This is a genomic window from Pontibacter sp. FD36 (genome assembly GCF_015686655.1).
GTDB lineage: Bacteria > Bacteroidota > Bacteroidia > Cytophagales > Hymenobacteraceae > Pontibacter.
This window is the reverse complement of record NZ_JADPMP010000007.1, coordinates 241,532-254,300: the sequence shown is the minus strand read 5'-3', so window position 1 is coordinate 254,300 and position 12,769 is coordinate 241,532. Positions and strand designations below refer to the sequence as shown.

General features: G+C 52.9%; 9 protein-coding genes. 6 read left to right on the top strand and 3 right to left on the bottom strand.

The window, feature by feature from the left end:
• Nucleotides 1–9 precede the first annotated feature (9 nt).
• The 3 genes from I0P70_RS11745 (at nt 10) to I0P70_RS11735 (ending at nt 5,609) form a co-directional block, all read left to right on the top strand.
• Nucleotides 10–1,896: a gamma-glutamyltransferase family protein gene (locus tag I0P70_RS11745; RefSeq protein WP_196117983.1), complete on the top strand. Its 1,887-nt coding sequence runs from the start codon at nt 10–12 to the stop codon at nt 1,894–1,896.
• Nucleotides 1,897–2,156: 260 nt separating this feature from the next.
• A complete protein-coding gene (locus tag I0P70_RS11740; protein WP_196117973.1) occupies nt 2,157–3,674 on the top strand; it encodes a DUF5723 family protein in 1,518 nt (505 codons plus the stop codon).
• 645 nt (nt 3,675–4,319) lie between these two features.
• Nucleotides 4,320–5,609, top strand: a complete 1,290-nt coding sequence (locus I0P70_RS11735; RefSeq protein WP_196117971.1) for a serine hydrolase — start codon at nt 4,320–4,322, stop codon at nt 5,607–5,609.
• Here the strand turns inward: I0P70_RS11735 and I0P70_RS11730 are convergent.
• Nucleotides 5,599–6,390: an endonuclease/exonuclease/phosphatase family protein gene (locus I0P70_RS11730; protein ID WP_196117969.1), complete on the bottom strand. Its 792-nt coding sequence runs from the start codon at nt 6,388–6,390 to the stop codon at nt 5,599–5,601. The two genes, I0P70_RS11735 and I0P70_RS11730, sit on opposite strands and share 11 nt — an antisense overlap.
• 241 nt (nt 6,391–6,631) lie before the next feature.
• Here I0P70_RS11730 and I0P70_RS11725 point away from each other — a divergent pair, with 241 nt between their 5' ends.
• The 3 genes from I0P70_RS11725 to I0P70_RS11715 are packed head-to-tail and all read left to right on the top strand — an operon-like array spanning nt 6,632 to nt 9,632.
• Nucleotides 6,632–7,282: an SIMPL domain-containing protein gene (locus I0P70_RS11725; RefSeq protein ID WP_196117967.1), complete on the top strand. Its 651-nt coding sequence runs from the start codon at nt 6,632–6,634 to the stop codon at nt 7,280–7,282.
• A gap of 26 nt (nt 7,283–7,308) precedes the next feature.
• Entirely contained in the window at nt 7,309–7,812 is a 504-nt protein-coding gene (locus I0P70_RS11720; RefSeq protein ID WP_196117965.1) for a hypothetical protein, read from the top strand.
• Nucleotides 7,809–9,632, top strand: coding sequence for a M64 family metallopeptidase (locus I0P70_RS11715; protein WP_196117963.1), 1,824 nt, complete (start codon nt 7,809–7,811; stop codon nt 9,630–9,632). The genes I0P70_RS11720 and I0P70_RS11715 overlap by 4 nt, the downstream gene beginning before the upstream one ends.
• 69 nt (nt 9,633–9,701) lie before the next feature.
• Here the strand turns inward: I0P70_RS11715 and I0P70_RS11710 are convergent, their stop codons facing one another.
• A complete protein-coding gene (locus tag I0P70_RS11710) occupies nt 9,702–11,225 on the bottom strand; it encodes a calcineurin-like phosphoesterase family protein (protein WP_196117961.1) in 1,524 nt (507 codons plus the stop codon).
• Nucleotides 11,226–11,302: 77 nt separating this feature from the next.
• On the bottom strand, nt 11,303–12,745 hold the full coding sequence (locus I0P70_RS11705; protein ID WP_196117959.1) for a SusD/RagB family nutrient-binding outer membrane lipoprotein: 1,443 nt from the start codon (nt 12,743–12,745) through the stop codon (nt 11,303–11,305).
• Nucleotides 12,746–12,769: the final 24 nt, after the last annotated feature.

Here is a 12,769-nt window from a genome sequence, read left to right as displayed (position 1 = left end):
CCTTAAAAAATGAAACGATTCATATCTCTTTGCCTGCTCGCCTTGCCCCTCTTCCCGGCAGTGGCGCAGCAGACCCAGAAGCCGGTGCTGCACGGAAAGAACTGGATGGCCATTACCGGCAAACCACTTGCGGCCACTGCCGGCGCCATGACCTTCCAGAAGGGCGGCAATGCCGTAGATGCGGCCTGCACCATGCTGGCAGCCACCTGCACCATGTGGGACGTGTTGAGCTGGGGCGGCGAAACGCAGGCCCTCATCTACAATCCCAAAACCAAAAAAGTGATTGCTATTAACGCCTTAGGGGTTGCGCCGACCGGCGCGACTCCCAAGTACTTCAAGGACAAAGGCTATAACTTCCCACCAGAAAACGGTCCGCTGGCAGCTACCACACCCGGGACAGCGGGCGGACTGATGCACATGCTGGCGAACTACGGCACGCTGAGTCTGGAAGAAGTATTGGCCCCTGCCATGGAAATGGCAGCTGGCTACCCGATCGAGGCGCAGACAGCCAACAGCATGGAGAAGAACAAAGAACTGATCAAGCAATGGCCTTACAGCAAAAAGGTATTCCTGACGCATCTGGGTGAGGAACGCGAAGCACCGAATGCTGGTGAGATCTTCGTGCAAAAGGACCTGTTGCAAACACTGACCAAACTGGTGGAAGCTGAGCGAGCAGCTTTGAAGCAAGGCAAAAGCCGAAAGGAGGCCATCATGGCAGCTTACGACCGCTTCTACAAAGGAGATATTGCCGAAGAGTTTGTGCGCGGTTCCAAAGAACAGGGCGGCCTGATCACCATGCAGGACTTGGCGAAATGGAAGCCGATCGAAGAAGAGCCCATAATGGTGAACTACAAAGGCGTGGAGGTATACAAACTGCAGCAGTGGACGCAGGGACCAACCATGCTGCAGGCGCTTAACATCCTCGAAAACTTCGACCTGAAAGACATGGGTTATAACAGTACCCGCTACATCCATACCTTGTACCAGGCCATGAACCTGTCTTTCGCTGACCGCGACTTCTACTACGGCGACCCTTACTTCAAGCCGGAAGAACCGATGAAGGGTCTGCTCAGTAAGGAATACGCGAAGCAGCGAGCCAGTTTGATCCAGTACAACAAGAACGACGCGAATATCGGCCCGGGCGACCCTTACCCATTTGAAGGCCGCAAGAACCCTTACCTGAAAATGCTGAAGAAAAGGGGCTACGAGCCTGACACAGTGCGTCGTAACTTTGCCCCTACCCATGACCAGCGTAGCGGTTCTTCTATGGAGGATGCCGAATACCAGGACAGACTGTGGCGCGGTACCACTACCATCGAAGCAGCTGACAAAGAAGGCTGGGTGGTGTCGATCACCCCGAGTGGGGGCTGGCTACCGGCTGTTATTGCAGGCAACACCGGCATCGGTATGAGCCAGCGCATGCAGAGCTTTGTGCTCGATGCAGAGCTCAATCCTTTCAACGTAGTGGAGCCGGGCAAGCGTCCGAGGGTGACCCTCACCCCTTCCATGGCGCTAAAGGACGGCAAGCCATACCTGTCCTTTGCCGTACAGGGAGGCGACACGCAGGACCAGAACCTGCTACAGTTTTTCCTGAACGTGGTCGAGTTCGGCATGAACGTACAGCAGGCAGCTGAGGCGGCCAACTTCAATACCAACCAGCTCTGGCTTTCGCTTGGCGGTACCAAGATCGATGACCGCAAGCCAAAGCCCGGCCACATCTTGCTGAACGAAAGCACGCCGGAGGCAGTCCGCAACGAACTAAAGAAGATGGGCTATACCCTGAGCTTTGGCGACCGCACGAGTGGGCCGATCAACGCCGTCTTCTTCGACTGGAAGCACGGCAGCTTCTGGGGAGGCTCCAGCAACCACGGCGAAGACTACGGCATTGCCTGGTAAAGTATAGCTGCCGCACCATCAACGACAAAGCCCCTTCCAATCGAAGGGGCTTTTTTTTTCACTAAATACCCACATGTAGGTATTGGCGCAACCAATCCATAACACTACCTTTGCCGCCTCTAAATGCAAAATATTGTTTTTTTGATGATTTTCTGTGCAGCCTGACACTGCCTTTATTGAATGCCATACCTACGCACGCCTTTCCAGGCTATGATCTACAACTTTCCCTTATTCTATTTACTCACTCTTATTCACTTTGCATGAATCGAAAAGTTTACGCATTAAAAATGGGGCTATGCCTTGGCCTGCTGGCATCGCCTTTTTTATCACAATCAGCACAGGCACAACAATTAGGTATAGCCAACAGCAACTATGCAGGCACCAACAGCCTCTATACCAACCCATCAGCCATAGCTGATTCACGCCACAAATTCTTTCTGAGCCTGTTCTCGGCAGAGTTTGGCGCTACCAACAACTACCTGCGCTACGATGCACCGATGTCGCTGTTCAAGCTGGCACGAACGGGTGAGGAGTTCAAGAGCGAGTACATTCAGGAGAACCTCAATGGCAAGCAGAAGCTCGTGATGGCCGGTGCAGACTTCCGAGGTCCTGCCTTGATGGTACAGTTGAGCCCCCTACACAGCATCGCCGTAACAACCCGTGTACGTGCCGCAGCGCAGGCCAACAACTTGTCAGAGGAAGTAGCACGTTTGTATAAAGTAGCAGACGGCGAAGACGACAGCTACCTGTACAAGCGCTATACTGGCAACAACATGAACCTCAATGTGAATGCCTTTTCAGAATTTGGCCTCAGTTATGCACGCGTCGTGCTGGACCAGGGACCGCACTTTGTGAAAGCAGGTATAACAGTAAAGCGCTTGAATGGTGGCTCCTCTGCCTACCTGAACCTGGAAGACACTGATCTGCAGGCTGAGGAGAGAACAAATGAAGTTACTGGTGATGCCGACTACGTGGTGAATTTGGACAAAGTGCATGCCCGCTATGGCTATGCCGCTATGCCGGACTTTGACGCAGCCGAAAGCGGCGACCTGCTGGGCTTGTTATTCGGCAGCAAAAGTGCCGGCAATGGCTGGGGTGCTGACCTGGGCTTTACCTACGAGTACCGCACCAAAAACCCTGATTACCAGATTACCCGCAACGGGCAGGTGCTGACCGACGTGGAGCAGAACAAATACAAGTACCGCGTGGCGGTGTCCCTGATGGATGTCGGTAGCATCAATTACAACAACCCGAACCTGGTATGGGCCTATGACGTGAAGCGCACAAATAAAGAAGTCAATCTGACTGAGTTCGGCGATGCAGAGACAACGGAGGAAATGCTGGACTACCTGAACGAGCAACTGGGCGTGAGCGAAAACGAAAAGACAACTTCTTTCCGTGCAGCCCTCCCTACTGCCCTGCACATCAACGTGGACTATCGCCTGACACGCAACCTGTACGCGAATGCTACCCTGATCCAGGGCGTGCGCGGCAAGAATGCGATCGGAATGCGCCAGAACTCGTTGTTTGCCATTACGCCACGTGCGGAGTTCAGAAAGTTTGAAGTGGCTATGCCGGTTGCCCTGCAAAACAATTACTCAGTGCTGACTGTGGGCGCGATGGTGCGTTTCATGAATTTCTACATCGGTTCCGACAACATTGGTGGTGCCTTTAACCTGGGCAAGCCCTATGGCGCCAATGCCTATGTAGGTGTGTCGCTGCTGCCACTCCTGAATCGTAACCCGAAAGAGAAGAAGGTGAGCACCCCGGCACAGTAGACTGCTCAATTCATTTTATTATTGCCTTTTCAAAGCCCCGTAACCATAACAGGTACGGGGCTTTTACTTTTCACCCAACCGTTACATCCAAACTGACAAAATTGCGAACAGTAAATCCTGTTAAAAATTGATTGCCTTTCCTGTCAGGCTTTATTTATAAAATCCAATCAATTCGTTTAATTTTCTATATATAGCCAAAATTATACTTTTCTTCATAACATAAGATACTCATAATCAACAACTACCCTTTTCACCCAATTCGATAAAATAGAAAAGCACCTCCCACCAGTTAAAAGACCTCTTAAAAATTGGCAATTATTCATTAGAAATAATCATAATTTTTAAGAGTAATATCAGCAGAACCTCTAGAATTAATACACTTTTATGATTCCAAAAAGGCCCAAATAATAAAAATAGTGCAAATACGATTTTAAATTTATTTTGTTTCAGAAGCCCGCACAAATTATATTAGCATCAGAATCAGGCTCCAGGCGGATCAGATTTGAACGTCCTTTATACCTACACTATGAAAAAACGGCCAGGGTATAAGCTATACCTGTAGTCGCCGCCTTTTTACGATTTTTAGTACCTATTACCTTTTACAGTATGTACAGAAGGCTGACTGTCGCACTGCTTCTGTGTAGCATGTTTGCTTGCCAGGGCGAGTTCAGAAAACCAGAGCAATCTCAAATCCAGCAACTGGAGGCGGGTCTGTTTCCTTCCCTTTCACTCCCCAAAAACACTGCCGCACAGGGAATCTCCAGCGGGTCTACCACAGGTGGCGTGGTTCCCTTTTTAACTCCCAACACACCCTCAACTACTAGAGGCAATTACGCAGATGCTGTGGAACAGCAGAGCATTTTCTACAATGTAGTGGCAGCGGATGGAAGCGTGGTGCAGCAGGAAGCGCTACCTGGCTCTCCTTTCATTGATTTCGACGAGACGCTTCATGCGATCATGCAGCGCTATGACGTACCGGGAATTTCTGTCTCGATCACCCGAAACGGGGAGCCGGTGTTTGTCCGGAGTTATGGCTACGCAGACAAGGAAAATGAAGAACTCGTGAGCGACCAGAGCCTTTTCCGGATTGCAAGTTTATCTAAACCCATTACCAGCGCCGGCATTCTCAAACTGATACAGGATGGCAAGCTGACGTTGGCAGACAAGGTATTTGGTCCGGAAGGCATATTGGCTGACGAGTTTCCGGCACCTGCGGCCGACCCGAATATCGGTCTGATCACTGTCTACCACCTGCTCACGCATACTGCTGGCTGGACCAACAGCGCCGGCGACCCCATGCTGGTTGAGTATGCCGCCACGGCCCGAGAGATCATAACCGAGCAGCTGCTGCATCGGGCGCTGGATCACCATCCCGGCCTGACTAACGCTTACTCCAACCTAGGCTATAGCATCCTGGGCAGGGTGATCGAAAAAGTGACAGGCAAGACCTACCAGGAATACATACAGGAAGATATTCTGCAGCCGGCAAAGGTTGTCGGGATGCGCATTGCAGGTGATACGGAAGCGGAAAAAGCCCCTAAGGAAGTAAAATACTACCAGCGGGAACACAGTCCCTACGCTTACAACATGACCCGCATGGACTCCCATGGCGGCTGGCTCTCAAGCACAGGCGACCTGATGCGCTTCATGGCTTTGATCGACCGTAACCCGGCTATACCTGATCTGATCAGTAGCAACCTGCTGCAGAGTACTTATTTTGGCGGCGATACCTGGACCCATTACGGCTCCCTGCCCGGCACTACGGCCGTACTCTCCAGGGTCAACGACGAGTACAGCTTTGTGGTGCTGGCCAACACCCGCTATAACCGTTCACCTAACCAGATCGCAGACGAGGTAACCGACGCGCTAAAGCTGAAGATCCTGTCCATGGAAAGCTGGCCAAACGGAACAGAGCAGCTGGCCTCTAACGAGTAAGGGTTCCAGGGGCAGATGCGAGGCCCAGCACCGCGACAACCGGCCGGTGATCGGAGGCGTAGCGCTCAGGCACCACCCGATGCGCTAGCACCTTAAAGTTGGCTGAGCGCGTGAAGGCGATGTAATCGATGATGCGGTCGGGCTTGTCCTGCGGGAAAGTGGCTTCGCACGCCACCAGGCAGGTACGTTGAAACGTCTCGTCCAGCGCAGCGATGGCGGGACTGTCCGGGTAGTCGTTAAGGTCACCGGCCAGGATAAAAGGCAGTTTGTCAGATGCGGCCACGGCATTGATGGTCTGTACCTGCTGCTGGCGGTTGGCACTGCTTTGTATGTCGAGGTGCGTGCTCCCGAAGCGGATGCGCTGCCCGCCCGGCAATTGCACCGTGGCGACTGCCAGCACACGGCCCTCGGCTTTTGGGCTATCCTCTTTAGGCAACTCCACCTTCCGGGTATCCGACAGTGGGTAGCGTGACAGGATCGCAACGCCATACTCCCCTCCCCCAAAATCAATCGCTCTCGCAAAATAGAAATGCATCCCGAGCATCGCTGCCAGTGCTTCCGCCTGGTGCACGTTTCCAGATCGCGGAATGTACACGTCCACTTCCTGCAGAGCCACCAGGTCCGGCTCTTCGTTCCGGATCACCCCGGCAATTGCCTCTAGATCGATCACGCCTTTTCTAGCGGGCGGATTTGCATGGTGGATGTTGTAGCTCATGACACGCAGCTGCGACACTGCCTTTTCCCCTTGTCCGTTCCCCATCCCCTGCTGTGTTTTTGACATACAGGCTGTCAGCAGCACCAAGCAGAGCAGGAAGGGCAAAATTGAATTAAAAAAGTCCATAGGTTCGGGTATAGCAGTGTAAATATAGTCATCTACCGGAGCTCCAGACTAGCATTCACCCACTCTTTTGAGGTATAGCCTTCCCCAGTATGTAACTTTACAGTATATAAGGTTGAATTTTTCAAATTATTCAATTTAATCTATATATTGGAGAATAATTCACCTCATACATACCTGTGCTATGAAACGCAAACTACAGATCACGGGGCGCGGAAAACTTTCCGTTACGCCTGATATCATGATCCTATCCTTCAGTGCTGTGGCACAGGAGTGGGAATACGATAAAACAGTAGATGCCCTAAACACCAAAGTAGAGGAACTGCGCAGCATCATTGAAGCACAGGGTATAAACCGCAGCAGTCTCAAGACCAAGGACTTCGGGATCCGCAAAGAAGCCCAGTGGAACCGCAAGACCGAGAAGTCTGATTTTATTGGCTACAGCGCCACCCACCGTCTGGAACTGGAGCTGCCACTTGACAAGGCACTCATCAACAAACTGCTCAGCCAGATAGCCAAAAAGCTGGACAGCCTGGACTTCAGCATCTCCTTTGGAGTGAAAGATGCCAGCGGGCACCAGCAGCAATTGATCCTGCAGGCCATCGCCAAAGCCAAAGAGAATGCCGCCCTCATCGCCGAGGCCACCGAAGTGGAGTTGCGCGAGATCCTCGACATTGACTACTCCTACCGCGAACTCACCATTCGCTCGCAGCAGCACGACTACCCGATGTATGACAGCCAGGTGCTGATGGAGGCCTCCGCCCCTGCCCCCGACTTCGAGCCCGACGATATCGATGTGGCTGAAACGGTGACGATCACCTGGCGGATTGGCTAAGTTACCATGCATGAATCAGAAATACGATGCGCCTATACCTGTATACCCCCATGCTGTTCATGGCTTTAGCAGCCTGCCAGACAAGCCACACTTCCAGCACGGCAGCTAGTACAGCAGAGGCCGGTGGACAAGCTATGACAAGCCACGCTTCCCAAATCATCTTCCTGGACCTAGAGCTGCGCCGGGACAGCCTGACGAAGGAGAGCATGGTGAAACTGCTGAACAAAACGGTGACAGATGGCCGGATGAAAAACCTCGCACACCAGGGTCATGAAAACGGTTCCGGTGACCTGCAATGTTCCCTGCTAAGCTCAGCCGGGCAGGTACTCTACAGCACCGCTATACCTGATCCGCTGGCCAACACCCTCGAATATGCCGCTGAATCAGGCGAGCTCCAGAAGAAAACCTTTCAACTGCAGCAGACTACTTTCACCCTCAGGGCCCCCTATTACCCAGGCACAGAAATTCTGCTCATCGAACAGCTACAGGAAGACAAACAACTTAAAGAAATCGCAAGACTTACGCTATGAAAAGGCTATTGACCACGGTATGGCTGGTGCTTTGCAGTGTACTGCTTGCCCAGGCACAGAAATTTGAAGTCGATACGATCCTTTACCACGGACCATCGGACAAGTATATCAACTTTGTGTTTCTCGCAGACGGCTACCAGGCAAACGAACTCGGCAAGTACATAGAGGACGTGAAGGGCACCGTGGATGGTATCTTTGCCAAACCGCCTTTCAGGGAGAACAAAGTTTTCTTCAACGTTTTCGCCATCAAAGTACCTTCAAAACAAAGTGGTGCCAGTCACCCGGGCACTGCCAATGATGAGAGTAACCAATCAGCTATTCCAATCGTCAAAGTAGACAATTACTTCGGCTCCACTTTTGACTACGGTGGCATACACCGACTGCTCGTGCCGACCAATCACATGGCCATCTCGTCTGTACTCGCTAGCAATTTCCCGGAGTACGATCAGGTGTTTGTGCTTGTCAACAGTCCCTACTACGGCGGATCGGGCGGTGCTTATGCCACCAGTTCTACCAATGTTCATTCCAAAGAGATCGCCATTCACGAGATTGGCCATTCCTTTGCCAACCTCGCAGATGAATACTGGGCCGGCCCGCAGTACGCCCGCGAGCGTCCGAACATGACGCAGGTCTCCTCTCCTGAAACCGTGAAGTGGAAGCAGTGGCTGAACAACACGGGTGTGGGCATTTACCCCTATGAAGAGTCTCCTACCTGGCACCGGCCGCACCAGCGCTGCAGCATGCGTTACCTTTCCACGGCAAGTGAAGTCATTCACTTCTGCATGGTCTGCAACGATACGATCACGAAACGAATCGCCAGCCTGATGAACCAGGTGACCATACCGGACAAACCGGGCAAGATCAGCGGCCCGACCCATGTATGTGCCCAGCAGGATGCCGTAACCTACAGCATCAGTCCGGTGAGCGGCGCGGGTGCCTATACCTGGACCGTGCCCGAAGGCTATGAGATCATACAAGGGCAAGGCACCATCACGATCAACGTGCGCATCGGCCCGAGGAACGGACAGATTGGGGTAGCAGCGCAAAACTTCAACGGGCAATCCGCAAGCACATACCTGGACATAAAGGTGCAAGCCATGCCGGAGGTGAAGGCCGGTCAGAATGAAAACGCCTGCCTGAAGCAGGGACTTATAGAGTTAAGTGGCTTTAGCCCGGCGGGGGGCGTCTGGTCGGGTATTGGAATAAAGCCGAATGGCATTTTTGATCCCGCTTTGGCAGGCCTCGGCACACATCAGCTGACCTATACCTATTCCGAAAACGGTTGTAGTGTCAGCGCCACCAAATCGATCACCGTCTGGGAGTTCACAACTGTCAGCCTGGCTGACTTCCAGCAGGTATGCTCCTCCACCACCAACTTCCCGCTGACAGGCGGATCTCCGGCGGGCGGAACCTATGGCGGAAACCATGTGCAGAACGGCGTGTTCAATGCAGCGGAGGCCGGACCGGGTACACACCGCATCACCTATACCTATGCAAACGTCTGCTCCATCACGGTCGAGAAAGAAATCACGGTGAGCGTGTGCACCAATACAAACGAGGCTGAAGTGGCAACAGGTATACAACTGTTCCCCAACCCCGCCAGCACCATCGTCCAGCTCGAGGCACAGCTAACCGGCACCTCCGAGGCTAGCCTGCAGGTGTATGACCCGACCGGCAAATTGATCATCAGCCAGCAGGTGCATAGCCTGTCAGGTATACTGAAAGAAAAACTCGACCTGAGTAAGCAGCCCAAAGGCATTTACCTGCTCAGGTTGATCACGGAGAAAGGCCATGTAGAACGGAAGCTTTTGTTGCAGTAGACATATAGCTTGGCAATAGCATGCAAACAGGCTATACCTACTGATGCTATACCTGAAAACAAGCTATACCTAACGAACAGCGCTTTCCAGTTTGTTAATCTTAAGTTCTTCGCGGTAGACATTCCCGAAGCGGTCCGTTGCCTGCACAGCAAAAGTGGAAGCTCCACCAGACGGCTTCGCAAAGAACATATGATCCGTTAGCAAAGGCTCCACCCACTTATGCTTAGCAGGTTTGGCTGCTCCCTCGTGCAGCTCTATTGAGAGTGGATCTAGGCTGGTTTCGCGAGCCATCTCGCCCATACGCTTGCCATCCTCCAGCCACTCCACTTTCCAGTTCGGGTCCCAGTTCCAGATGTTCACGGCCACATGCTCCGGCTTCGCAGCTACAGCGCCCACCGGGTATATTCGTAACTGTTGCTCTTTCGGCAGACCCGTCGATTTGTAATACCACTGCACGTCACTGCCCTTTACTTCATACACACCATAGCCGCTCGGCGTGCCGTCGTAGCAGATCGGGCCGGTCCACCAGGCGCCACATACCGTGCCGTGCACATGCTCGATGATATTGTCGCTTTCAAATACTTTCTCATTAAAGTGGGTATGGCCCGACATGATGTGCGCCTTGTAGGGTTGCAGCAAGCGGTAGAGCTCCTTGCGGTTTGACACTACCCCACCAATCGATGGCTCTTTCTCCTTATTGCGCTCATGCTGTCGGGTATAAGCCGGTATATGCAGACTCACGACCACGGTAGAACCGGGCTTTACGGTAGCCAGATCCTGCTCCAGCCAGGCCAGTTGTCGCTCAGTCAGGTAGCCAATGTACTTCTTGGCAGTGCCGATAAAGAACACATCGTCGAGCACAACGTAATGCACCTCCCCCCTATTGAAAGAGTAATAAGTCGGGCCAAACAACTCTTTGAATTTCTCGGCGGAACCCTCGTCGGTACGGGCCTCCAGGTTCATATCGTGGTTGCCAATCACCTGGAAAAAAGGAATACCAGCAATGGCCAGCGCCTCCTGGTAATCATCAAAAAGCTCGAACTTGTCCCATACCAGGTCGCCGCAGCCAATGCCGTGGAAGAGCGTGCCCTGTGCATAGCTGCCCACCAATGTCTTCAGATCGGGTGCCGACTCACGCTTGAGTTGCTCGGCGTCTTGTTTGGAGATGATCTGCGGGTCGGCCCACACCACAAAGTTGTGTTGGGTATCGTCCTGCGCCAGGCGCTTTAGCTCAAAGTCCGCCTTAAAACGGCCACGCTGCGGCACGATCCTTTTATAAAAGCGGGTAATGCTTTTTTCATTTTCGAATTCGTAGCCACGCGGGATGGACAGGTATACAAAGTCAGCGGTAGCATTGCTGAGCAGTTCGTAGCGGCCCGACGAGTCGGTGGTCACCACGTTGATGCCATCGGTCACGGCTACGCCCGCTATACCTTTGCCATTCGCGGACACCTTGCCGCTCAGGTTAACGGTGCTCAGGTCTTTGCCGCGAACAGGTATAGCTGGTTTAGCTTGCAGGATATTTGGTGCCAGTGTTAGGCCTATACCTGTCAGACCAAGTGATTTTAGGAAGGTTCTTCTTTTCTGAGACATAAGATATGTTTTGATGTGCATGAAAAGGAGCCAGCACCAGTGCAGCGCCGACTCCCGTTTTCATAGCTGGTTGTTGCTTATTTTTCCCACCAAACTTTGGTGTTGATGTCGTCGCCGCCCATTGACTCAACTGCCTTGCGGTAGTTTTCGAGGTTGTTGGTTTGCAGGGTAGTCGGATAGCGGAAACGCACCGGCACAATCTGGTTATTGAGCATGTCGCTTCCTTTTGGCAGTTCCGGCAAACCGGCACGGCGGTACTCAAACCACTGCTGGTTGTCGTTGAAGAACAGGGCATAGTATTTCTGCAGCATGATGCGCTCCAGCGTGCCATCGTAAGCGGCGGCCTCGTTTTCAAAATAGTTGGCTGGCACCGTAGCGCCCCATTGCGTGATGGCAGCTTTCACCCCGTTCTCGTAGTGCGTCTTCGCATCGCCACCCGTTATGCCGCGCTGGGTCAGTTCGGCTTTGATGAACTCCACCTCTGCATAGGTCATGATCAGGGTCTTCATTGGGGCGGTAGCCAGGGCTATATTCAGGTTAGAAGGCTGGTAATCGAACTGGGAGTCGCTGCCGCCGTAGCCGCTCGGTATACCTTTGTAACCGATGGTGGTGCTGCCGTCCTTGGAGCGGGCCTGTGTGGCAAACTTCGGCAGACGCGGATCATTGAAAGCGACCAGGTTGTCGATGAAGAATTTCGACGCAGCCCGGAAAGTCGTAAAGTCAATGGCACGTCCCCAGGGCGACAGGTTAGGCGTCACGCCTGTGATGTTCAGAATGGCAGCTTCCTCGTTGCGGGTAAACACCGGGTATTTAGCCGGATCATTCAGCATCTCGGTCATCTTGGCAAAGGAGTTCATCTCTCCCCGCTTCGACACGCGCAACAACAGGCGCAGTCGCAGCGAGTTGGTAAAGCGTCGCCAGTTTGCGATGTTATTGTTGTAGAGCAGATCCGCACCGTATATCATCGGTCTGCCGGTGTCATACAGGTTGTTCGCCTTCTCCAGGTCGGCCAGGATTTTAGTGTATACCTCCTGCTGCGTGTTGAACTTCGGATAGAAGATGCCTTCGTCGCCTCGGGCGGCTTCTTCCATCGGTACGTCGCCAAAGCTGTCGGTCAGGAGCGAGTATACCCAGGCATTCAGCGTCAGGGCCACGGCCTGGTAGTTCGGTTCGTTTGCCGTCTCCGCCGCCAGCTGCATCTCCTTCAGGTTGGTGATCCAGCGGTAATAGGTGTTCCAGGTGCTGTTGCCCGAACTCTCCGTCAGGTTGTAGCGGTGAATGCCACCAGAGGCGCTCGGAAAAGGCAGCGACACCTGCATCAGATCGAATGAAAAGCCATTGCTGCGCGAAGCATTGAAACTGGCCATTTCGTACACGATCGGGTTGAGCAAAGTGCCCGGGTTGATCCGCTCGATGCGGTTTGGGTCGATGTTGAGTTCTTCAAACTCGTCGGTGCAGGATACGCTGACACAGCTCAGGGCCAGGGCAATTACTAAAAACTTTTTCTTTATGGTTGTCATCTTGTTAAGCTCTTCAAAATTGGT

Coding starts and splice junctions, on each gene's coding strand:
- I0P70_RS11745 (WP_196117983.1), top strand. CDS start 10: ATGAAACGATTCATATCTCTTTGCCTGCTCGCCTTGCCCCTCTTCCCG.
- I0P70_RS11740 (WP_196117973.1), top strand. CDS start 2,157: ATGAATCGAAAAGTTTACGCATTAAAAATGGGGCTATGCCTTGGCCTG.
- I0P70_RS11735 (WP_196117971.1), top strand. CDS start 4,320: ATGTTTGCTTGCCAGGGCGAGTTCAGAAAACCAGAGCAATCTCAAATC.
- I0P70_RS11730 (WP_196117969.1), bottom strand. CDS start 6,390: ATGTCAAAAACACAGCAGGGGATGGGGAACGGACAAGGGGAAAAGGCA.
- I0P70_RS11725 (WP_196117967.1), top strand. CDS start 6,632: ATGAAACGCAAACTACAGATCACGGGGCGCGGAAAACTTTCCGTTACG.
- I0P70_RS11720 (WP_196117965.1), top strand. CDS start 7,309: ATGCGCCTATACCTGTATACCCCCATGCTGTTCATGGCTTTAGCAGCC.
- I0P70_RS11715 (WP_196117963.1), top strand. CDS start 7,809: ATGAAAAGGCTATTGACCACGGTATGGCTGGTGCTTTGCAGTGTACTG.
- I0P70_RS11710 (WP_196117961.1), bottom strand. CDS start 11,225: ATGTCTCAGAAAAGAAGAACCTTCCTAAAATCACTTGGTCTGACAGGT.
- I0P70_RS11705 (WP_196117959.1), bottom strand. CDS start 12,745: ATGACAACCATAAAGAAAAAGTTTTTAGTAATTGCCCTGGCCCTGAGC.